Here is a 23607-nt window from a genome sequence, read left to right as displayed (position 1 = left end):
TATTGAGATTACGCAACTTCAATTACCGTGTCTTATACCGAACCTCCGGCAACGGATAATCGATTATCGGCAACTCCAACCCCGCCAATTCCCGCAAACGCAAATAACCGCGAGTGACCAGGGTCTCTTGCACCCGGACATACGCCGCGTCGAGCTGCCGCTTATCAAACTGCCCCGTTACCACGACTGGCGGCAAAAAATCGTCCGCCGTGATGAATTGCGCGAGCGCTGGATTACAGCGAATATGCCGCTCCCGCGTGGTGTGCAGGACCTCGGGATCGAGCAGTCCGATCACATACCGCAAGTACAGATCGCTGTCGGTCAACTCGGCCACATCCTGGCCGCAAACATCGCAGAGATACCCTTCGTCACATTTGGCCATGAGGGAGTGGGGACGTCAATAATAAAAGGCATCAGCCGCGTAGCGGCTCAGGATCGTAGCCGTGGGCGCAAGCCCACGGGACAAGAAATCACCAGACGAATGAACCGCGTAGCGGTGGAGTATTGTAGCTGTTCAAACAAAAAAGGACCTAATTGAGGAAATATTTTCCGCTTCGTATCCATACACTTAAAAATTGCCAAGCACTTAACCATCACACTGGCAAAATGCCAGTGGTACCCTCGGTTGTTAATAAGGGATGCAATCGAGCACAAGGAAATGGAACCGACAAGGTGGGGATAAAGACTGGTTAAAAAGTGTATCTTGGACTGTGCCACCCCGTCGCAAACGACGAAAAATACTCATGCTTCACTCCCTTGAAATGTGTCAGTGGTCGAAGTGTTATTTGAAGCTTACATAATCCAAAAAAACAAATACGATTGTTTGTTTTCTTAAAAAACCAAAAAAACAAAATACTCATGAAAGTTAAACCCCAGTAAACACTCGGTTCGGGGACGATTTCGTACACATAAACCGCACCAGTGGCTGGCATACCGTTACTATCGGCGAACCTTGCGCCAATGACCAACCGATTGTCGTAGGCTTCCACCGACCAGCCGAATTGCGCGCTCTCGGTGGGTTCCGGGTTGGGTATGTCAAGGAGTAGTTGCCCTGTTTGTCCATCGAAGAGATAAGCGTGTCCCGCATTCACAATGCCAGAGACTGATGTACCCCAAGCCCCTACTAAGATATCGCCGCTGGGCGTAAGGGCGACGGAACGGCCAAATTCGCCGTTGTCCTCAGGTTGTGGGCTGAAAAGTGTGTGGAGTAATGCACCATTTTGAGCATTAAAAACATAAGCCGTTCCCGAGCCATCGACTCCACTGGTCCCATCTTTCCTGGCACCCGTCAATACCACTGATTCGTTCGCATCTAGGCTAAATCCAAACCAATCAAAATAAATTGATTCAGGATTTGGATTTTCAATGCTTTTCACTAGTGATGCTGTATGGCGATCAAAAAGCCAAATTCTACCTGGATTCGTAAATATGGGTGATCCAGGCAGATCATCGCTTAACGCACCAATAGATACAAATTTGTCTGTAATGGAAACTGACTTGCCAAAACTAAATAAATCTCCATCGTTTGGTTCGGGATTGGGTAGAGTATAACTAGCAGTATTTGTTGCCGTGTTATACAAATATGCTTGTCCAATCGCATTGGCAACAAATGGTATACCACTGTAACTTGGCGCGCCGACTAGCAAATCCCCCGCGCCGTAGGCCAGACTATTTGCAAAGCCAATGCTTTCATTTTCTGGATTGTTGATTCGCCCCAATTGCGCGCCAGTGGCCGTGCTGTAAACATACACGCTTTCCTGTTGTCCAACCTGGGAAATAAATATTTTTCCATCCCCTCCCGTAATGGCTGCCGCGTATCGATCCTGATCGATCGGCATTGGGTTAATGAAATCGAATTTGGGTTGGCCGTTCTGGCCATCGAATAAATACGCTTTTCCCAACGCGTCGAAAGGAAACGCCACGTGCGCTGGCGCGCTTACCAGGATATCGCCATCCACGATGCTCAGCGAATCCCCAAACCGCGCCCCTGGCTGCGCGTCGGGCGCGGTCAGTTTGTACAGCAATCGTGCTTGCACGGCGTGTGAGGGCGTGACCGAAAACAAGCTCGCGATGAACGCTAACACACAGTAAACGAAAAGACTGTACCGCCTGAAAAAGGAGAGCCCTGTCCGCAAAACGGAATTATCACGCCAGATTTTTAGATTTTGCCACACAGGAGTTTTCTGCCCTATTGATTTTATCAGACCCACAATTGCTCCGCCTGCATGAAGTATTCGCGCAGCTCGGCGATTGCTCCTGTCCGTTCCATTCCAACGGACCACTGGTCCGCACGCCAACGCCACACAATAAATGACATTAAACATATCCCACTGTCTGTCAAGGAAATGGTTCCCAGCAATAAAGAAACACCGAAACCGCGCATGAACCTATTGTAATCGAAATATCCGCGGGATTGGGCTGGCCGATTCCTGGCGGACATGTCAATAAAAAATGAATAATTAAAAATTAAGTAAGGAATCTGTGGTGTGTGGTCGGTTGCTATAAAGATTACGCTCCTCCGGAGCTGGAGCTGAATTCCGCCACCCGCGTCTCCCCTCTCGCCTCCCGCAGACCGCCGATGCCATCGGCGGCTTTGTGCTACGCGTCTGCTAACCAAACTCCACTCTTCCAAATACACCTTGCCAGTCCAGTCCTACGGCGGAGCACGTTCCGCCCTGCGAGTCTGCATTCGTAATTCTTAATTCTTAATTTTTAATTCTTAATTGCCTCACAGTCCCAGCACGTCCTGCATCCCGTACAGCCCCGGTGGTTTCCCGGCCAGAAACTTGGCCGCGGCCAGCGCGCCCGACGCGTAGCAGTCGCGGTTGCTGGCCCGGACGGTCAGTTCCAGCGTCTCGCCCAACAGGCCAAAGATAATCGTGTGTTCCCCGGGATTGTCCCCCGTGCGAATGGCGTGATAACCAATCTCGCCATGCGGTCGTTTGCCGGGGCGACCCTCGCGTCCATGGACGTGCGCGGTCTGGCCCATGGCGGCGGCGACGATCTGGCCAAATTTGAGCGCGGTCCCGCTGGGGGCGTCTTCCTTCATGCGATGGTGCCGTTCGAGGATTTCCACATCGGCCCCCGTGGGATGATCGGCCAAGGCCCGTGCGGCCAGTTCGACCAGCTTCATCGTCAGATTGACTGTCAAGCTCATGCTGGGGGACCAGAGGAGCGGGATGCGCGTGGCGATCTGGCGAATTTCGGCCTGTTCGGCGGGTTCCAAGCCGGTCGTGGCGAGTACCAGCGGCACCCCCGCGGTGGCACACACGCGGGCGATGGCCATACCCGCCGCAGGGACGGAAAAATCGATCACGACCGCGGGGGGGGTGGCCCAGGCGGCGGTTAGCGGCACGCCGAGCGGCTCTATCCCGGCTACGGAACCGGCATCCTGGCCCAGGCGGGAAGAGGCGGGGGACTCGAGCGCGGCGGTGATGGCGAGCGCGGGATCGGCGGCGGCGAGCGCGATCAGGCGCTGGCCCATCCGGCCTGCGGCGCCATGAATGGCAAGGGAGAGGGGCATAGGGGGGATGGTGGGGTTATGGTAAGTAGTAAGTTAGATCAAGGCGAGAGGCAGGGGAAACGGCGATCCAGAAATGACCGCACGCCCCTTAGCCGCGTAGCGGCGCTGGATCATAGCCTTAGGCGTAAGCCCACGGGTTGCTCAATGCGCATTGCAGAGCCGCGCAGCGGCGAAGTCAATCCCACAAGTAACGCTCATCGTAATCCATTTCGTGTTTCTTCAAAAGCAATAATTATTCTTCCTGATAACCGGATAACGTTGTTCGGTGCTAAAAACTAAATGAAAAAGTAGATTAGAATATGTACCTGCCATACGAGAACTCAAATTGACATCGCCGCTACGCGGCTTTGAATGTATCTGAAATCCCACCGTGGGCTTACGCCCACGGCTAGGTTGCTGAACCGCTACGCGGAAGGCACAATTTGTATCTCTTATAAGCTTGAACTCCCCGCTTAACTCTACAACTCGATCGCCTGAATAATCTTATTCAAATGGTTACTCACCGCCACAGCCCGGTTGGCAAAGCCCGCCCGATTGGCGTACTCTGCCCGGTTGATCGCCACGACTGACGGCTACCAAGCTATAAGCCGCTGGTCCATCCACCTGGCGGTGCCCTGATAGGCAATGACAGATATTTTTCCCATTAGCTCGATTTATCCATTTGGCTTTCATTCTCAGGTTTTACAGGCGCTGATTTATCGCCAACAATTTGGCTTGGCTCAGTTACGGCATTCCCGCTGTTATCCTGCTTAGTAGGAAACATAATTCCCGGTCCGGGAATTGCCTGGACGGTGAAAATCCCCAGGTCGCGAATACCTTCATTCCTGGAGTCGCTAGTATTCATAATTCACCTAATTATTAGAGGACATTCCGACACCACATGCTTATTATAGGAGAATTGAATCAACATGTGTCCCCTGCCAGGAATCGGGCAATTTTGAATGCGGAAACAAAAACTTCGCAACTCCAATGGATCGTTACCAAAGACAATCGTGCGAAAGGGAGTTGAGAATAGCAGCCTTTGTGAACTTTCCTCAATGCAGCGAATTTCGACTTCGCCTGTCCCTCGACAAGACGTTAAAATCAAAACGACGCACAATTCTGGATACAACAATGGGAATTCCTGATCGGAAGCAAAACGCAACTGGGCTAACAGGCCATGAATGTTAATCTTTAATGGCGTGAAAGCATCTGGTGAATAATCCTCACACAAAATCATATAACGCACGATCGGACTCATGGACCACCTGAAAGTTTCCCCCCCTCCTAACTATACAGCTCGATCGCCTGGATAATTTCATTCAGATCGTTATTCACCGCCACCGCCCGATTGGCGTAGGCCGCCCGTTTGACACCGCGGGTTCCCAGGACTTTGTTAAATTGCTCTTGGTCGGTCGTGTGGTAACCCACGGTGATTGTCGGATCCTTGAGCTGATGCCCCGTGAGGATGCAAACCGCCCGTTCGTCAGGGCCGATGACCCCCTCGGCGATCAGGTTTTTTAGCCCCGCCACGCTGGCCGCGCTGGCCGGTTCACAGCCAAAGCCCCCCGCGCCGACCTGTGCCTTGGCATCGACAATCTCTTGCTCGGTCACTTCGCGCACCACGCCGTTGCACGCCTCCAGCGCGCGTAGGCACTTGTTTAAGTTGACTGGACGATTAATCTCAATCGCGCTAGCAATGGTGTCCGCCCGCAGGTTTCCCGCGTCCATCTCGTCATAGTATTTGCAAATGGGATTGTAGTCCGCCGTGCCCCCTCCCCACCGCACACCCCGCTGGTTATATAGCACATGCAACGTATTCGCCCCGGCGGCATTGATCACCGCCAGCCGCGGCAGCCGGTCGATCAAGCCCAACTGGTGCAGCTCCACAAAGGCCTTGCCAAACGCGCTGCTATTGCCCAGGTTGCCCCCGGGGACCACGATCCAGTCCGGCACTTGCCAGCCCAGCCCCTCGAGCACGCGAAACATGATCGACTTTTGCCCCTCGAGCCGAAAGGGATTCACGCTATTTACCAGATATATTCCCAACTCTTGGCTCACTTGTTTGACACGCGACATCGCGTCGTCAAAATCACCGGCGATCTGTACGGTAAGAGCCCCGTAATCGAGCGCCTGGGACAGCTTGCCATAGCTAATCTTGCCTGACCCGATAAAGATCACAGCTTTCATAAGCTTTGTTACGGCACAGTACAACGCCAGGCTGGCACTCGTGTTTCCCGTACTAGCGCACGCCGCCCGTTGCGCTCCGATCATATGGGCGTGCGTAAACGCCGCCGACATGCCGTTATCCTTAAAGCTACCACTGGGATTCATCCCCTCGTATTGCAGGTAGACTTCTCCCCCAGTCGAGCCAACGTACCGGGCGACACCGGCACTTTTCGCCAAGTGGGTCTGCCCCTCGCCAATGGTGACAATTTTTTCATCCGGGGCAAAAGGAAACAATTCGCGAAAGCGCCATACGCCCGAAAGGGCCAGGGGATTTTGCCGCTGGGACCAAAATTTTTCAAAGTGGGCCAGCGACTTTGGCAGGGGAAGGCGGTCCCAGTCGTACGCCACGTCCAGCAAATTGCCACAACGGCAGGCGACGCGGACCTCGTCCACGCTATAAGTGGCGGCGCAGGCCGGCGAGATACAGCGTTGAAAGGCCCGGTCGGCGTTCATAGGTTCTATTGCCAAGAATAAAAATCAGGAAAAACCAACCCTTGCGGTCGTATCTCCCGTCGGGAAAAGGCCGCGTCCGCCCACAGAGGAAATTTTAGTTTACCGTGCCGGGAGCCGCTTTTTGGAGGGAGGTGGGGGATTTGGGCGGAATTTTAAGTTAACGGGAGGGCTAGGGGGGTGGTTTGACAGTCAAAATTTGCATATTTAGAATAATAAGTCTGTACCGATCCGGCTATCCCTTCCCCGAGAGTCACTCCCCCCCGACGGAGCCGCCCCTTATGAAAAAAACCGAATCCAAGGTTTACAAGCAAACGTTACTGGCTTTGCGTGCACGACTGCTAGGAGATGTGCGGCATTTGACGGATACAGCGTTAAAAAAAGGGCACGGCGACGCGGGGAGCGATCTGGCTCGCATGCCGATCCACATGGCCGACATTGGGAGCGAGAATTTTGACCAGGAATTCAGCCTTAGTTTATTAGAAAACGACGAGCTGACCTTGGATTCCATTGAACACGCCCTGGAACGGATTCAGGACGGCACTTATGGCGAATGCGAGGAATGCGGTTGCAAAATCCCCAAAATGCGTTTGGACGCAATTCCTTACTGCACCCATTGCGTCAAATGCGCTGAAAAAGCGGAGCAGGGGGGGTAGGTGGGAGAAGACTAGTTCTTGGTTTTATAAAAATGCACGAGGCAACTCCGTTGCCGAATCTACCCGTGGCGGCTTCGTTGCTTCGTTTAATAAGCCACGATTGGCGAGGTTTCATGGCCGTGCAAGGCGATGTACCTTAGTGCTATCTAAATCGCGCCTTGGTAAGGCAAAAACCGTGGGCTAGCGCCCAGCGGCTGATTGGCCTAACTCGAATCTTTATCTTTGATAAAGCACTAGCCACTAGCTGTATGTCGCTAGATTACGGCTTAGCTTGATGACTTCCCCGCCTGATAGCCCCGCAATAGTTCCGGGTCAACCTTGGATTTGATCGTGCGGCGATCCAGGCCCAAACGCTCGGCGCTACGTTCGTAACTGCTAGTTTGCGCGTAGACCCAGGTGCAATACTGCCGCAGCAATTCGTCGGCGGTCAGTTCATTTTTCCAGGCGGCCATAATCCAAGCGGGTTGCGGGGGCATCGTCAGTGGCGGATCACTGGCGTTTGCGGCGCTGACGGGCGGGTTGGTGATACATTCGCCATCCAGTGGCAAATATTCCCGCCGAACCAAAAGATTCCGCACGCACTGCTCTAATTCGCGAATATTTCCCCGCCAGGGATAATTTGGCCCTAAATGTTCTTCGATCCACGCTACAACTTCATCGGCAAATTCCTCGGCTTCGTCACCCGCGATACGCCGTGAAACATGCGTTACTAGTTCTCGCAGCTCTGTTGGCCGGTCGCGCAACTGCTCGCAAAGGGATGGCGTGGTGATCCGATCCGCACACAAGCGGTAATACAAATCCTCCCGAAAGCGTCCCGCCGCCAATTCGGCTTGCAAATTGCGATTAGTCGCCGCGATCAATTTGCCCGTAAAGTGACGCTGGTCGGTCTCGCCTAGACGCGAAAACGTCCGTTGCTGCGCGACCCGCAACAGCTTTACCTGCAGGGCCGCGTCCAACTCGCCGATTTCATCCAAAAAGACGGCCCCCGCCGGTTTGCACGCCTCCAGCCAACCGACGCGATCGGTCGCTGCTCCGGTGTATGCCCCCCGCCGGTGCCCAAACAATTCCGACTCGATCAACGTGGGAGAAAGCGCGGACAAATTGAGGGGATAAAACGCCACATCCCCCAGGCAGCCAAATTTTTCACTTTGGGGATCAAAGGGAACATACTGCGATAAGCCAATCGCCCGCGCGACCAGTTCCTTGCCCGTGCCGGTCGGTCCGGTGATAAGCGTGGGCAATTCACCCAAATGCCGGTAAACCGTCTTGCGATAACGGCGCATATCATGGGTAAAGATCGACTGCCAGACCATGGCGCGTAACCGCGTCGCGGGTTGGGAATCTCCCAAAATATGATCATATATTTGCAAAAATGCCCGCCGCAACTGAAAGAGACACGCAAACAGGTGTTCCGCGCTCGGCAGGGGAAATTGACGTTCGCGCAAAGGAACGGCAAAGATGTGCATGTCTTCGCAAAACGTCCTCCAAATTTTTACAAGCGAGCGCCCCGGATCCACCAGCGCGGAACGTTCCAACTGGGCCATGTGCCGATAATACAACACATATGTGGCCGTGTCCCAGTAATTTTCCAAAAGCGAGCCATCCACGGTTGACTCCGGGGACAAGCGTTCGCAAAAGCTATTTACCAACATCGTCGCCAGCGTGGTCAACCGCTCCACATTCAATCGATCACGATCACCTTGATCAGCGCGCTTGCTCCAGGCGATGATCTGCTCGGGAACGTATTGATCGCCCAAAACGGCATGTTCTAACTTGATCCGTTCGGCCAAAAAAGGATTGGTGTAGGCCATCCGGGCAAATGTGGCCAGGGAATGTCGCTCTGCTGAAGTAAAACTAGCCATGGATTTTACAGCCCACGTTCATTTTCTGACACGAAATACATTATTTGTATACATAAAATGTACATTGCATTCCCCGGATGACGATAGCAAAATAGCTTGCTTCCTTAAAGCATTACCGCGTAACAGCTTGCAGCAACTAGGTGATTTCGGCATCGATCTTGCAAAGAGGTGGAAGACGTGGGATCGCTCACTGTCGAGCGTTTCAAATTAAAAGTTCTATCTGGGGGGAACTGCCGTGCAACCGATACCGCCGCTGGGACAACCATCGCCACCCACTCAACCGCCACAATCACTACCGCCTCCCCTGCCGCCAGACCGCTCGGCGGGGGCGGGTGTGAAAATCATCGAAACACTCTTAAATCCGCACAGCTTGCAAATCTTGATGGCCTGCGGCGGAGGGATGTTAACCCTGGGATTTGTCCTTTGGCTGTGGTCGCAGGGACTCTTTGATAATCCATGGGTCGCCGCGGTCTGCTTGGGCGTGGGCAATCTGGCGATCCTGGCGGGGGGGGTGAGTCTGGTAAGGTTTACCCGTCATGCCTTGGCGGGGCGGGGCATCACCTTGCTGGCTTGTCTGCTGCTGCCGCTGAATTTGTGGTTTTATGACGCGCAGGGATTGATCTCACTGGCGAATGGGGGCCAACTTTGGATACCGGCGCTGGTTTGCTGTGTCATCTATGCCCTGGTGGCCCGGTTTTTACGTGATTCCCTGTTTGTGTATGCCCTGGTCGCGGGAGTGACCATGACGGGCTTGCTGTTTCTTGCCGATGCGCGGGTGGATCGCTTTTGGGAAGTTCTGGCCCCGGCCGCGTTATGCGTGATTGTGGGGGGGGTGTGCATCCATCTGGAACGTATTTTTCCAGCAAACGACGGCCCCTTTAGCCGCGATCGGTTTGGCCGGGCATTTTTGCAAGCTGGCCATGTGGTGATGTACCTGGGTTTGATGATTCTTTTGGCGGGGCGTCTGGCCGCCAGATTTTATGATCCGTACCTGAGCGAATTGCAGTGGTTCGCGGAACCAACGATTCTGCGCGATGTTGCCGTCAAGGGCTGGTCCCTGGTCCTGGTCTTGGCGGCTTGCTATTGCTATGTCTATTCGCAGTTGGTAGTGGATCGCAAAGGAGGATACTTTGCCATGGCGGCCCTGACACTGCTGTGGAGCGAATTTATCCTGCTGGATCTGCTCAATATTCCCTGGCGCGAGGACGCCTGGGCCCTGATGCTGGCGGTGACCGGCCTCATCCTGGGCTATGGAGTGACGGTCTGGCGCAAATTTTCCGCCGAACAGGATTCACTGCCACGCGGCTATATGAACCCCGCCCAGGAAAAATTGCTCACAGTCAGCGGCATTTTGTGTGCGTTGCCGGTGCTGGCGGGAATGTTTTTATACACACGCGCTATTTTGGTTTTGCCGGTTGCCTGGGTGTATACGCCAAGCTGGTTGTTGGCGGGGGGGATGGCGGCTGCCGCCGCGGGCTGCTTGCTAAATGCCAGACTGGCGGTCCTGCGCGATGACTGGACCAAAGCCCAAAGCTACCAATATCTGACTGGCTTTGCCGCGTTGCTGTGTGGTTCCGTGGCGTTACCCTTGCTGGGTGCGAATTACAACGCCATTAATTTGACGGCTCTCTTGGGCATTCCCGCCGTTATGCTGCTGGTGGGACGGCGCAGCGTGTATGCCATGGAACATGCCTGCTGGCGCAACGCCGCCCTGTGCGCGCTGGTCACGTTATTCGGTTTGGCTTGCCTGGAGGTAGTTGGCCGGACTGTCAACCATAATTCGCTTCCCGGTGCCTGGGCCAATGTCGGCTGGAGCCTGTTTTTTGCGATTTCGGCCGTGCTTTATTCCCGAGCCGCTGTTGGACAACCCCGCAATCTGGCCGCGTTCATGGCAAGTTTATCGATCTGCGCCGCTACCTGGCAGTTACTGTTGTTGTGCGGTATGACGACTTTTGCGCCGATCCTGGCCTTAACCCTGAGCGGGCTGGTCATGCTTGCCGTCCATCGATGGTTCTTAGAACCCGGCCACGAGGATCACAACGAACCAGCATTTACCGAAATTACCGGCAATATCGCGACCTGCCTGGGGGGCGCGGGGGGAGTGCTCTTGGCGGCGAATCAATTGCTGGGCCAGGGGGTTGATAAAGCTCTCTTGGGCCTGCTCGCGGGGCAAGTGGCGGCGCTTGCCGTGGCGGCATTTTTGACCCGGAAGTCTGGCTGGAAAAGCGTGTTAGGACTGCTATCGGGTTTGTCGCTGGTCATGGCGATGGTTGTGCTGAATTCGCTTTTGGAGTTAACCACCCTGCAGCGGGTGGAATTGTTTGCCACACTAACCGGAGTGGCGCTGGTCTCGGCCAGTTATGCGGGGTGGTGGCAAGAGCGGGACAAACCCGACAGCGCCACCAGCTTTGGCTTTGTGTTTGGCAGTCTTCTGGCGACCATTCCTTTGGTCTGGGGACTGCTCGATCAACGGTTTGGCGGCGGCCAGCCTAATCCAGGATGGGTTGTGGTCCACGAAGCGGGCGTACTGGCATTGGGACTGGCATTGCTAGGCAGTGGGGTGTTGTGCCGAATCAAGGCAACAACTTTGGCCGGTGCGGGGACGCTGCTGGTGTATTTGCTGAGTTTGATTGGGTTGATCCGCCTGCCGGAACATCTACAAAATGTCGCTGTGTACATGATGATTGGCGGCGGGGCGTTTTTTGCCACGGCGGTTCTGCTGAGCATCTACCGGGATCGACTGGCAACCTTGCCGGAGCGAATCAGGGCGGGGGAGGGGATCTATCGCGTGTTTAAGTGGCGATAATCGTTATCCGTGCTCGCGTGGCACGGTCATTTGTCATCTGTTCCGTCGCGGAGATCTCCCCAGAACCGCGGCGGGACGGGTGATGAATGGACCTGGGTATAATTTATTCAAATATCACTCTGGCGGCCACGCGGCTGTCCGTCATTTTTGCGGCGTGGTGGTTTCAAATCAGATTTCTGTGTACCGCATCACGCTGTAGACAAAGACGGACAGGGCGATCACCATTCCCGTGCATAACAGAATCGCTATTTTCATGGGCAGCGGCAAAGGCCCGGGGGCGGGGGTCGTGGATGTTGCCCTGCGAAGTGTCGCGCGGATTAATGGAAAGATATAGACAAAGTTCAAGAGGCTGCCAATCAGCAAGAATGCGGCTGCGGAATAATGCTGGCGATGGATTTCCTCGAGCAGCATGATGTCTTTGCTGTAATAACCCGCTAGCAAGGGAAACCCGGCGATGGAAAGTCCGGAAATCACCGCGGTAACACCCAGCCAGCGCTGGCCGGGTATGGCGTCGGCCACGCGCGGGGCTTGGACTGATCCAAACGAAGTAAGATACGCTCCCGCGCAAAAGAATAAATTTAATTTGGCGATAGAGTGGGTAACGATATGGAGCATCGCTCCTTGGACGCTATGTTCCGTGCCGATCAATATCGCCGTAATGATGTACGACAGTTGCCCGACCGTGGAGAAGGAGAACCGTTCCTTCAAATTGGGGGTTCTCCAGGCCCGTAGCGCGGTGTAAATAGCCGTTCCCCCGCACAAATAGAGCAACCAACCCGTTTCCCAAAAATGATTACACATATCGCTGAGCAGTTCAAATCCATAGACATGTTTGGCAATTTTTAGCAGGGCGATGCTGGCCACCTGCACCGCGGCCACGGAGTGGATTAACGCAGTAACCGGGGCGGGGGCGATCGAAGATCGCGGCAGCCACAAGTGAAACGGCGCGATGCAATTTTTGGATAATCCGATGATGATCATCGCCAGCACAAGGGCCGATCTCTCGTGACTCCAACCGAATTTTGTTATATGAATCTGCTCAAAAGGCACATCCAAGGGAAAATTAAAAACAATCGCGGGAAGCGCGAGCAATAACATGGGCCATAGCGTCGATAGGACATAAAAACGAGCCGCTTGCCGGCTAGCCTCGTTATCCCGGAGCGAAATCAAGGGCACAATCGTGGGTATGGCGGCAAAATAAAAAACCAACAAGGTAAAAAAGTTGTCCGCCATTCCCGCGCCAATTGATAATCCCAGCGTGGCGCTCATAAAGCGATGGAACGTTTCCGCCTTTTGGGAAAATTGGGCCGAGATGTATCCCATGCAATAGACCAAGGTCATCGCCCAGCACATATAGATGAGAATAATAAACAGCCAAGAGGGTTTATCCAGCGAAAACACAACCCAGTTGCTGATCCGAATCGGTTCCGTCACGGGACCATAAAAAAACGTGGCCAACGCCATGCCGGTCGTCGAGCCAATCGAGATGGTATAGAATGTCCGTTTTGACTTGGTCTTGATAATGGACAAGAGATTGAGCGCAATAGGCCAAGAAAGCAACAACAGCGCCATAGAGGCGGGCTCGATCATCGATGTTTCCCTTTGCGGCGACCCTTTACGAGGGCAGAGTGTGCCAATTGTTTTAAGAAGAATCTGGCTAGTAAGCTATGTCAGCCGCGTGTATGGATGCAGATGTTAGGCCCGCCACATCGATCATTGTCACTGACAAATTAACTTAAATTATTATAGCCATAAGATAAACTTGCATGCAACCACAGCGTGGACGAAAATATGCTGTTAGCGACGAGCTTCCTGTCAAGAGAAATAGTCATAATGATGGTCGCGATCCCGGATAATGCCCTGTTTTCTTGACAGCAATCCAATGACTCCAAAGAACAAATCAATAACATCGTGTGATGGGAAATTATGTTTTTCTGTTGACTAATGCATAGTGAATGACCGCGCGTCTGTCGTCTCCCGCGCGCGACACACCCCCGCGCGCTGCTATTTCGGCGGCTGGTAATCGGGCGGGGGCACGACCACCTCAAAGTCGCTTCCCTTGATTTTGCGCAACTCTTCGTGCAATTCGGGAATGCGTGGATCCGGCGCACAGGAAATCGCCCATTCGATTCCATTATCGGCCACCAGCATGCCGTAGGTCTTTAGCGCGGTCAAGATGACGCGGACTTCGGGCGAGAACTTTGCCACTTCAAAATCGGCGCGTAACCGCAGACGCTCGCCCATGCGGGGGAGCTTTTCGTCGATCAGCGTACTGGCAAAGTGCGTGGCGGGATAGACATACGCCCGCCGCGTGCGCGGCACCGTGACGCGCAGGGCATGGTTGATTTCACCCCGCTTGAGTTCATCATAGCGGACAATCGCGGGAAAAATGGGGAGCCCGGCGGCGTCGGTTGATGTCCAACCGTCCGGGCGCAAGCGATTTGATTTAAGATCAAAGATCGCCGCGCACGAGGCTTGCCATCCCTGATCGGTTTTTTGCAATTTATAAAACTCAAATAGTTTGCCCGCCGCCGGATCAACCACGATCGCGTGGCGGTCGGCATCCTCGCCCGTCTTGTTCCGCTGCACATCGTCTAGTGTCAGGTGTCGGAGATCGTCGGAACGGCTATAAGATACAGGCCAACCTTCGATCGGCACGTTGTCCGGCACGGGATAAGGACCGGGATCAGACTCTTCCGGATAGTCGAGCAGCTTGACCGGCACGCGCGGCTGGTTGGCGGGGACTAGCACAAAAGCCATATCGGTGTTGTAGCGCAGGGGCTTTTCCCGGCCAATCGCGGCCACGATCGCCGCCGACCGCGGATGAGTGGGCCAATCGGCTATTTTGTGCCGCCAGGGATTATCCGAGGGAAAGATTTGCAGCGTGGAACAGACTTCATCCGCCGCGGGCGTGTCAAAGGAGATCGGTTGGGTGATACGCGGGGGGTGACTATCACCCGCCCGGGCGACGAACAGGCCCAGCGCGTCAGGCAGCATTCCCAACGCCACCACCAGCGTGGAGATGACAATACTTTTCATCAATCGGCCTGGGGTAGGAAATGTCCGGGCATTGGTTCGCCTGTTGGCCTACTTTTTTTCTGGCGCGGGTAGTTCCTCAAATCCATTGGCACCAATGACATTATAGCCCCCATCCTGGTTGTCATTGGTAAACCCATCGTAGGCATTCTGGGCCAGGTAAAACCGCAGCTTGTCCTTTTCCTGCGGCAAACCTCGGTGGCCGATGGTCGATGGAGGCTGCGGGCCGGAGCTATTCCAGCGTCGTTGCCAATACCGCACATAGATTAACTCATCGTTTTTGACGCCCTCTCCTTTTTCCACCTGGTTGACTCGGACTTCCGCCACATAATGCGTGTATTTCCAGTCCTGGGTGGTTACCGCACGCTCGTAAATGGCTAGCACCTCGCCCGTGACCACGTGCGTGGCGATTTTCCGCAGATCGTCGGCGGATAAATCGACTTTTTCGGCGCTTATAGGGACATTACCGCCCAAAACGGCCAATAAAAACACCAAATAACACAGACTGGACCGTAACGTACTACTTGACTTATACATGGCCTTTTACCCCATAGAAGACGGACGACAGAAGTAATTTCAAGTGCTAACACACTTGCAACATGACACTGATTGTACCAGACGCTTTTTCAAGTCCAACATGCCACAAAGCGGTCATTATTTAACTAAAATTCCAAATGCCCAAGAGTAACACCAAGCCCAAGATTGCGAGGCCGCCCCCCAGCAGAACCCAAAATCCGCCAACGAATCTGGCGGAGGTACCTTCGAGTTCGATTCCCCATTTGAGGGTTGCTTCGCCGGTTTGCAAGGCCCGAACGCCCGTCCAAATCGAAAATCCGCCAATTAGTATAAAGACCACTCCGGCGATCTGCGGGTTTTTTTGCAGCCATTGACTAAGTGCGCGATTGCGAGCGGCGTAAAGTGTCATGCTTTGGCTCCTGAAGAAATGCACGGGACATGTCTTTTCAAACTTGCCAACAGCATAACGGTACCGGTGCTATCGCGACAAGCTTTTTTATAAAAAAACAGAGATATATTCTTATCCCGCAAATACTAGCCTAGCCGCTGCGCGAACCACCAGCGGTGCCCTGCCACATCCCGAGCCCCGTATTCCCGCTGGCCATACGGTTGATCAACCGGCGGGCCATCCACCGTGGCGCCCGCAGCAACCGCCGCCGCGTAGTGCGCATCCACATCCGCGACAAAGACCACCAATCCACCGATGTTCGGCAGGCCGGACACGGGTGCCGCCAATTGATGCTCGGCGGTTTGCTGGTGCAGCCAAATGACCTGCTGGCCGGCGCGAACTTCGCCATGCACGACCGCGCCGGCGGGATCGCGGTGCAATTCCCCGGGAGCCAAGCCAAACTGCCGCACCAAGCAGTCATGTTCGGCGACAATGTCCGCGCAGACTAAGATTGGATTGATGCCCTGAAATGTCGTTGCCATGATAAATTCGGTAGGATGACAAAGGCGAACCATAAATGATGGAAAATCCTGGCAACACCCTTCCTAGCGTTGGCCTATTCCGCGTCCAACCACGCTTGCGCTTGAGCAAGTTGACTGGCGTCAAAGTACTGAATCTTGGCCATGGTAAATGGCTTGCACACGCTGGCCATGTATTTCTCCCAGGTTTTATCCCCCACAAGCGCGATCTTTTCGAGTTTGGTGCAGTGTGTGGTCGAAAACTTTATGTCGTCCCACAGGGCATGCAGATCCCATCCCTGAAAGTCATGAAACTCGACCAAAAGACGAACTTTGCCGCTCTTGGCCGCATCGTCAATAAATGGCGTGAACAGCTTGTAATCTTCATCATGCAGTTTGCCGGACAATTTAACACTGAGATACTTGGCGTCGGAACTGGATTGGAGCGAGATCATGAGTGAATTCCTAAATGTAAAGTAAGCCCGTGGTAGGGATGCGCCGTTGCGGGAGATCTCCCGTCAATCTGAAATGACCAGTCGGCAAAATCCGGGAGGAGCGCCAGCGCCACTCCCTGGGATTTCGAACATCGCCAACTTAGCAAATCCAAGGACATCAAGCAAGAATTTACCGCGCGGCTCACATTAGCCATTCCCAGAATCTTTTCCCCCCAAAAGGCAAAGTAAACTAATTTCACTAAAACATAACCAATTACGGTTGACTGTTTCAAAACACGGAGAGTGATGAATACATTGAGTCTATCAACGCGTAGCAATCGGCTGGGCCGTACAGCCCAAGCATACGGTGGAGCGGCAAAAAATAAGTGCAATTTTGCCCAGCGGCGAAATGGCCTAAATCGCAACCATTACTACGACAACATTCTAGGGATTCTCATAATACGCGGCAAAACCAATCATCATTTCATCCGTCGTCATATTGCCAAAGCGGACAGTCTTGCTAGGGTCGGGGTTAAACGGATTCTTGGCCGAGTTATCATAATGGGCCGTACATTCCAAGGTGGCCCCCGCTGGCACGATCACGGGGCGGGCCAGGTCGTAGCTGGCCTGCCAGTTAAAGTCATAACGCGGCACATTCAGCAGTGTTTCCCGCTTGCCATCGGCCAAAACTAATTCATAGCGAAAGGATTTACCCCGCACATGCATATGCGGCGTCAGCGACAACAACGTCGATTCACGCGGAAATGTAAATTGCGATTTGACTTCGTGATTGTCCGCGCCCGGGGGGATGCGAAATGTCGGGTTCATCACCGACAGGCCAAACAGTTCCGCCCGCGGCGCCTCGTCGGTGTAACACAGGCCCACGCTAGAACAGTCCGTCACAGCCTTGCCATTGGGCGTGTAATGCACCTCAAAAATGATCTTGCTCCCTTTGAGGATTTTTCGGGCTTGGCCGGGTCCCGCCACAATGGGTTGGTCCCCCGGAACATAGGCCCCCAGCATATGGCGGCCAAACTGTGGGCCAAAAATGCTGAGGATATTGGCGTCAGGGGGGACAATAAAGGCAATGATGTGATGCACCACCTGCCTTTGTTGCGGACGAACCTCAATCCCCGTCACCCAACGATCCTGGGGAAATTCCGGTCCGACCTGCACGTATTCATAAGGGACTTGCCCATGCGCGGGGACTTTGACTTCTTTTTCCATTTTTAGGATTTCATCCGGTTCGCGACCCAGCCGCCAACCTGACACAAACTGCACGGGGGGAGGCGCATCGCGCGGATCCCCTTCCACACAGCCCTGGTCCACCCAGGCAAGCAATAATTGCTTTTGCTCCGGAGAGAGCCGGCGATCATTCTTAAAGTGGCCCAACGGGGCATCCGCATGCCAGGGGGGCATGATGTCATCCGCGACCACTTCGGCCATCATCCCCGACCAATTTTTGGCTTGTTTGTAAGTCAGCAGGGAAAATGGCCCGGCTTCTCCCGGGCGGTGGCATTCCTGGCATTTAGACTGCATGATGGGGGCAATATCGCGGTGATAAGTGATGCTGGCCCGCAGGGTGGACGCCGCTTTAGCGTTAGTGGCTGGCAAAGCAGCGGAAGTTTGGCCATTTGCCGTGCCCGTCTCTACCGTCGCCTGCTTTGTCGCCGCGGTCGCTTGATGCGACAGCTTACACCCCGCCGGCGCGGCATACGGAGTTTTGACCTCTGTGCCTGTTAACACCGCGGAGAGAGCCTCCGCCAGTTCGGCGGTCCCCGCCTGCGCCTTGGGGACGCCCGGGGCATATTGGTCGTCGATTCGCCCCGCATAGCGCACATCCCGCCCGGCGTCAAGCACCAGCACCGTGGGGACTCGCTCAATGTGCAAGCGCGCGGCCAGTCGGGAACCCTCGTCAAAGAGAAACGGCAGCGGTAATTCCCGTTCCCGTGCATAAGCGGCAACGTCCTGGGCGCTGTCGGAGGGATGGCTGGCAATCGCCACCCAGGTCACATGGTCATTAACATGTTTTTTCATTAATTCTGTTAGTCGGGGGACATACGCCGTGCAGACGGGACAACTGGTGGAGCTAAAGACCAACACCACCGCGCGAGCCTGCTGGGCCTCTTTGCTGGCATTTTGAGCCTCTTCGCTGGCCTTTCGCATATGCTCTGACAGGGTCCAGGTCTCGCCGGTGAGCGGCTGCGGCAGGGAAAAATCCTCTACCCGAGCACCAACGGGCGCTGGCGGCTCATCACTGTAACACGCCCCCGCGAGGCAGAGTTGGGCAAACAGGGCCAGACTGGCAATCCAATGTGGTCGAAACATGGGCGTAGCAAAATTTTGGGTAGCAAAATATTAGCGGAATGCGAATGAGCGGGAGCAAAGCTAACGAAAAGTAAAATGACGAGGGAAACCGTGCTCACACGAAATAAAAGCAATGCGGAGCAACGGTTAGTACCCCGGGCAAATGCCGCTGGTTTCAGGAAATTTGCAGATTAGGCTCAACTTAGCTTTTGCGAACTTTTAGTGCAACAGAGTTACAAATAGAAGATCGAAGAGTTCCCTAGATAAAGAATTCCCCGGTATCACTGCCAAGAGAGTATGGCAGGTTGAGTGAATCACTACTCAATCCACAGTTCCTCGATCTCTGAAACCTTTTTGTGCATATCAAATTTGACATTAAATTGAATACCATTAGCCCCATTATCAAAACGAAACACCATCGTATCACTTCCTGTGGGAAAAAACGGGAAATTGTAGCTGCTTTTACTATTCTCGATCGGATCTCCCAGTGCGGCTAATACTTCTTCACGAGTTTTTCCACGAAGCTCGATGGTCTTGAAAACACGTGATGCCGCATCAATGGCATTATCTGTAGACGCCCGTGGGTTTGGGCCATGTGTTGGGTCGTTACCCACATCAATTGATTTTGTTTCCCACATTACTTTAAGGTCACGAGCCAAGTTTGTGGATTTACCGTCTGAAGTGGCCAGCGGTTCCATACAACCGCAAAGGAGGACAACCAGTAGGAATATCGAGTTTTGCAAGCGAAACATGATATTACCACATACCTCTTGAACTTGTTAAAGTTTTTGCGAGTAAAGTTTGGGCGACTTCCTTGTTGTCGTAGGATACAGTTTCACGAAGCGGTCATTTTCTAACCACAATGCAACGTGCCCGCGTCTATTCCTTCCCCTTATCCTTCCCTTGTTCCTTAAACCGCTCGTCAATAATCGTGACTTCCTCCGGCAGTTGCAGCTGGTTTAAATCCACAACTTTCCCGTCCACGACCAGTTCGATATAGGTTGTATTCATCCACCGCATACGAAGATTTTCTACCCCTTTGATCGGTTCCCGGGGAAAACCGGGTCGTTCCGTGTCATCGGCATTCGGTGAATGCACAATGACGCCACTCACTTTTCCCTCTGGTAAAAAAAAGTTCGGCCCCCGCACCAAAAAAATTGGCGCTTTGGGGGTTTTGACTTTTAGCAAATGCTGCCACGCGGCCTCAAAAGCTTCCCTGCTGTCAAAAGGGATCGCGTAATGGTGGCTCTCGACATCCGGGCCGACATAAGTCATGGCCTGGGCCCGCAGCGGCTCTAGCTCCGCGGGCCAGCTTTTGGGCCAATCGCCAGTGGGACTAACGCTGTACAAGGCATAAACCGTGGATGAAAGGAGGATTAAAAAAACGGCGCAACCTACTGTGGCAAATCCCAACCTCTGCCTGGCCAACATCCGCCAATTGCGAGTCTTTTGCATGATAATCCCTTAGGAAAAATGATATGCCCATCTAGATACGCGCGCAGGCAGCTAAAAGTTCCGCGACTATTTCTAAAAAAAATGTAAAAAGACTAGCTTTACAGTGGGGTTTAACTTGATAAGACTTTTTGAATTTTGAATAATTCGCCATAAGTTCCTCCCTCATAAAAAAACCCCGGCAATAACCGGGGTTTTTTACATCAGCAGACTCATTTCCAGCGGAGGGCACGGGAGTCGAACCCGCAACCCCTTACGGGGCACGACATTTCCAGTGTCGCCGCTCACCATTCGCATACCCTCCTTACCCAGGTTTACTAGCCTCTGACACTGCTTACGGGGATAAAGTTCGTTATCCCGGGCCTGGCAATGAGCCAGTGAAAGACAGCATCTACTAGCAAAACCAAGATTTTATTTTAACGAGCGTGCCCAACTTTGGAAAGTCAGTCCCCACAGTGCCAAAATTACCCCAAATTTTAACCAATTTGCCAGGCCAAGGTGTTGGTTATGGTTAAAAACTCATCTTGCTGGCAAATCAGGGAAGATTTATAACTCTCTGCCAGAATTTACCCAAAATTCGATCGCTGGGTCTGGTTGTGCGGGTTTTTGATTGGGAAACAGGAGTTTCTCACCAGTACCGATCCGCTGGCCAATCAAAAAAAGTTGGTCTTTAGGGGAAACGCGATCGAATCAGTTCGCCCAGGCCAGCCGCGGCCAAGAGCGAGCAACTTTACACTATGATGGGGGGAAGCGCACGATGCCACTCGCCAAATCGACCGGACGTTTTGAGGGGAGTTTCCCGCGAACGGCCCTTCGCCGATCCACCTCGTCGGCCAGCATTAAAAATACTTCCCGCGGGGAACGCCGCGCGGGTTTTGCCGCTTCTCCACAACATAAAACCGTACTGGTTGTTCCATGTTATGACGAGGCATTGCGGCTGGATCTGGGCCGCATTCGGCAGTTCCTAAGTCGTCGCACGGGACTGGAACTCTTGTTTGTCAATGATGGCAGCACCGACGCCACTGGAACAATGCTGGATGAGTTGGTTCGGGAGTTTCCCCGTCAGTTGCGCGTGTTGCATTTAAATCAAAATAGCGGCAAGGCCGAAGCCGTCCGCCAAGGCATGCTGGCGCTCCTCGAAGGAACCAACGCCCCCGAATTCGTGGGCTTTTTAGATGCCGACTTTGCCACGGTCCCCGAATCGCTCGTGCCGTTTCGCGATTTACTGGCCACGCGCGACGACCTGCAAGGAGTCATTGGCGTTCGCTTGCGGTTGGCCGGGCATCGCATCAAGCGCGAAGTTCACCGTCACTGGCTGAGCCGGATTTTTGCCCGGCTGGCCTCGGCCACGATCGGTGTGCGCTTTACCGACACCCAGTGCGGCGCCAAGCTGTTCCGCGCCTCGCCCGAACTGCGCACGGCGCTGCACCGGCCATTTCTATCCCGTTGGATTTTTGATGTGGAGTTGCTCAGCCGCCTGGCTAGCCAATTTGCCAAAAGCGGCCAACCAGGCCTGGACTGGTCCATTTATGAATATCCTCTGGATGCCTGGAGTGAAATCGGCGGATCAAAGCTGCGCTGGCGGGACTATGGCCGGGCAATATGGGACCTGGCCCAGATTTGGTGGGAAAATACCTGGAATACGTCGTTTTATACGGCGCGCAATTCTCCGCGCGATGCGGAAATCAACCCCGCGTCAGAGAACCTGCAAGGATCCTCCAATGTGTCGTGGGAAAACACTCCGCCCGACAGTGAATCGCAAGCCGCCCCTTCCGCAAACAATACTGAAGAATCCGTGCCGCGCGGCACAGTGCCTGTTCAAGTCCTGCTTCCCACCCCAAGTTACGACGAGGAATCCCTGGTGGAAGAAACCCTGGCCGACACGCAGGGCTTTGACGAAAGCGCCACCGTGGCGGATTTACTAACTCCCGCGTTGCGGGAACGGCCCGAACGAGAGGAACTGGCCGCCGCGGAAGAAGCCCTGGAAGAAGAATGGGACAACCCAAAGCAAGAATCGTCGGCGTCTAGCGTCCATAAACCCGATTGGCAACAAGCGGCCGATCGTCATCGCCAGCGGCATGAACGCCGCAAGAACAAAAAGAACCGCCGCGCGGCGTAAGCTTGCCACTGCTTACGTTTTTAGCGATATTCCAGCAAAAACTCTTGCGAAAACCGCATTCCCAGTCATAATACCAATATGCGACACCGTTATTTTAGCTACCGCTATTGGTACTTTTACTTTAGTCCCCCGGATCACCGGGCGGGAGCGGTGCTGTAACATTTTCAGCTTACCAACCCAACCTCGTGATCCGGCACTCAAACCGCCGCTCACGGGGTTTTTTTATTGATTTGTCCCCCTCGCGCACTTTTCCGTGGAGATTGCCGTGATTGTCGTCATGAAAAAAGAAGCCAGCCCCGCCGAAGTCCAGCATATCGTGAGCAAAGTCGAGCACCTGGGCCTCAAGTCGCATGTCATTATCGGGGCGGAACGGACCGTCGTGGCCGTGGTCGGCGATGACCGCAAGACCCATAAGGAATCGCTGGAAATTTGCACCGGAGTCGCCGAAGTCATGCCCATCCTCGCCCCGTATAAAATCGCCTCGCGCGAGGTCAAGAAGGATCCAACCGTGGTCAAGGTGCGCGACCTGGTTATTGGGGGGGGGACCGTGGGCGTGATCGCGGGGCCTTGCTCGGTGGAAGGCACCGAGCAAATCGTGGCCACGGCCAAAGCGGTCAAAGCGGCCGGGGCCAAAGGATTGCGCGGCGGAGCATTTAAACCCCGCACCAGCCCCTATAGCTTTCAAGGGCTTAAAAAGGAGGGTTTGCAAATGTTGGCCGCCGCGCGGGAGGCGACCGGCCTGGCAATTGTCACTGAGGTGGTTGCCAGCGAGGATGTGCCGCTGGTCTGCGAATATGCCGACGTGCTGCAAATCGGCGCGCGAAACATGCAAAATTATCGCCTACTTGAGGCGGTGGGGGACACCCGCACACCGGTTTTGCTCAAACGCGGCCCCAGCGCAACCATCGAGGAGTTGCTCTTGGCGGCGGAATACATTCTGAATGGTGGAAACACCCAAGTCATGCTGTGCGAACGCGGCATCCGCACGTTTGAGGCGCACACGCGGTTCACGCTGCCACTGGCGACGGTGCCGTATTTACAGGCTAAGACACACTTGCCGGTGGTGGTCGATCCTAGCCACGGGACGGGGCACACGTACTTGGTTCCCGCCATGACGGCGGCCAGCGTGGCGGCGGGCGCGGATGGCATCATTTTGGAGGTCCACCCCGACCCGGAAAACGCCAAAAGTGACGGCTACCAGACGCTAAACATCGCGCAGTTTGAGCAAGTCATGGCCACCTGCCGCAAGATCGCGGGGGCGCTGGGTAAGACGGTTTAACCGCGACGCGCAGCGGAGCGTGATACAGGACGTTTAGCCGCGACGCGCAGCGG

19 protein-coding genes and 1 tRNA gene are annotated in these 23607 nt (G+C 54.2%); 4 read left to right on the top strand and 16 right to left on the bottom strand.

The genetic code is table 11. The annotated features are described in order from the left end of the window. Positions 1-22 precede the first annotated feature (22 nt). From SFX18_16475 to thrC, 5 genes are all read right to left on the bottom strand, one after another. Positions 23-382 carry a hypothetical protein gene (locus tag SFX18_16475; protein ID MDX1964746.1) on the bottom strand — a complete coding sequence of 120 codons (360 nt, stop codon included), beginning with the start codon at positions 380-382 and terminating at the stop codon, positions 23-25. 307 nt (positions 383-689) lie between these two features. Beyond that, on the bottom strand, positions 690-2084 hold the full coding sequence (locus SFX18_16470) for a hypothetical protein (GenBank protein ID MDX1964745.1): 1395 nt from the start codon (positions 2082-2084) through the stop codon (positions 690-692). A 644-nt stretch (positions 2085-2728) separates the two neighbouring features. Continuing rightward, positions 2729-3523 carry a 4-hydroxy-tetrahydrodipicolinate reductase gene (dapB, locus tag SFX18_16465; GenBank protein ID MDX1964744.1) on the bottom strand — a complete coding sequence of 265 codons (795 nt, stop codon included), beginning with the start codon at positions 3521-3523 and terminating at the stop codon, positions 2729-2731. Positions 3524-4166: 643 nt separating this feature from the next. After that, positions 4167-4367, bottom strand: coding sequence for a hypothetical protein (locus SFX18_16460; protein MDX1964743.1), 201 nt, complete (start codon positions 4365-4367; stop codon positions 4167-4169). 422 nt (positions 4368-4789) lie between these two features. Beyond that, a complete protein-coding gene (thrC, locus tag SFX18_16455) occupies positions 4790-6199 on the bottom strand; it encodes a threonine synthase (protein MDX1964742.1) in 1410 nt (469 codons plus the stop codon). A gap of 263 nt (positions 6200-6462) precedes the next feature. On the opposite strand from thrC, the gene SFX18_16450 reads away from it, so the two are divergent. Beyond that, positions 6463-6837 (top strand): TraR/DksA family transcriptional regulator, encoded by a 375-nt coding sequence (locus SFX18_16450; protein MDX1964741.1) that lies wholly within the window; start codon positions 6463-6465, stop codon positions 6835-6837. Positions 6838-7103: 266 nt separating this feature from the next. On the opposite strand, the gene SFX18_16445 is transcribed toward SFX18_16450, so the two are convergent. Next, positions 7104-8699 carry a sigma 54-interacting transcriptional regulator gene (locus SFX18_16445; protein ID MDX1964740.1) on the bottom strand — a complete coding sequence of 532 codons (1596 nt, stop codon included), beginning with the start codon at positions 8697-8699 and terminating at the stop codon, positions 7104-7106. A 235-nt stretch (positions 8700-8934) separates the two neighbouring features. Between SFX18_16445 and SFX18_16440 the strand changes: the two genes are divergently transcribed. After that, positions 8935-11505: a hypothetical protein gene (locus SFX18_16440; protein ID MDX1964739.1), complete on the top strand. Its 2571-nt coding sequence runs from the start codon at positions 8935-8937 to the stop codon at positions 11503-11505. Positions 11506-11673: 168 nt separating this feature from the next. Here SFX18_16440 and SFX18_16435 read toward each other — a convergent pair whose 3' ends face one another. From SFX18_16435 to SFX18_16390, 10 genes are all read right to left on the bottom strand, one after another. After that, on the bottom strand, positions 11674-13095 hold the full coding sequence (locus SFX18_16435; GenBank protein MDX1964738.1) for a proton-conducting transporter membrane subunit: 1422 nt from the start codon (positions 13093-13095) through the stop codon (positions 11674-11676). A gap of 414 nt (positions 13096-13509) precedes the next feature. Next, entirely contained in the window at positions 13510-14544 is a 1035-nt protein-coding gene (locus tag SFX18_16430; protein MDX1964737.1) for a hypothetical protein, read from the bottom strand. Positions 14545-14592: 48 nt separating this feature from the next. Next, positions 14593-15078 carry a hypothetical protein gene (locus SFX18_16425; GenBank protein ID MDX1964736.1) on the bottom strand — a complete coding sequence of 162 codons (486 nt, stop codon included), beginning with the start codon at positions 15076-15078 and terminating at the stop codon, positions 14593-14595. Positions 15079-15199: 121 nt separating this feature from the next. After that, positions 15200-15466, bottom strand: a complete 267-nt coding sequence (locus tag SFX18_16420) for a hypothetical protein (GenBank protein MDX1964735.1) — start codon at positions 15464-15466, stop codon at positions 15200-15202. Between the two features lie 125 nt (positions 15467-15591). Next, on the bottom strand, positions 15592-15987 hold the full coding sequence (locus tag SFX18_16415) for a hypothetical protein (protein ID MDX1964734.1): 396 nt from the start codon (positions 15985-15987) through the stop codon (positions 15592-15594). 74 nt (positions 15988-16061) lie between these two features. Beyond that, positions 16062-16418, bottom strand: coding sequence for an STAS/SEC14 domain-containing protein (locus tag SFX18_16410; GenBank protein MDX1964733.1), 357 nt, complete (start codon positions 16416-16418; stop codon positions 16062-16064). Between the two features lie 423 nt (positions 16419-16841). Beyond that, on the bottom strand, positions 16842-18725 hold the full coding sequence (locus SFX18_16405; protein MDX1964732.1) for a redoxin domain-containing protein: 1884 nt from the start codon (positions 18723-18725) through the stop codon (positions 16842-16844). A 296-nt stretch (positions 18726-19021) separates the two neighbouring features. Further along, entirely contained in the window at positions 19022-19402 is a 381-nt protein-coding gene (locus SFX18_16400) for a hypothetical protein (protein MDX1964731.1), read from the bottom strand. A 181-nt stretch (positions 19403-19583) separates the two neighbouring features. Beyond that, positions 19584-20159: a hypothetical protein gene (locus SFX18_16395; GenBank protein ID MDX1964730.1), complete on the bottom strand. Its 576-nt coding sequence runs from the start codon at positions 20157-20159 to the stop codon at positions 19584-19586. A 219-nt stretch (positions 20160-20378) separates the two neighbouring features. After that, positions 20379-20460: transfer RNA gene (locus SFX18_16390), tRNA-Ser, on the bottom strand. 453 nt (positions 20461-20913) lie between these two features. On the opposite strand from SFX18_16390, the gene SFX18_16385 reads away from it, so the two are divergent. Then, entirely contained in the window at positions 20914-22275 is a 1362-nt protein-coding gene (locus SFX18_16385) for a glycosyltransferase (GenBank protein ID MDX1964729.1), read from the top strand. Between the two features lie 265 nt (positions 22276-22540). After that, positions 22541-23554, top strand: a complete 1014-nt coding sequence (aroF, locus tag SFX18_16380) for a 3-deoxy-7-phosphoheptulonate synthase (GenBank protein ID MDX1964728.1) — start codon at positions 22541-22543, stop codon at positions 23552-23554. Positions 23555-23607 lie beyond the last annotated feature (53 nt).

This window comes from Pirellulales bacterium (genome assembly GCA_033762255.1).
GTDB lineage: Bacteria > Planctomycetota > Planctomycetia > Pirellulales > JALHPA01 > JANRLT01.
The sequence above is the reverse complement of the archived record's forward strand: the minus strand, read 5'-3'. Positions and strand labels throughout refer to the sequence as shown.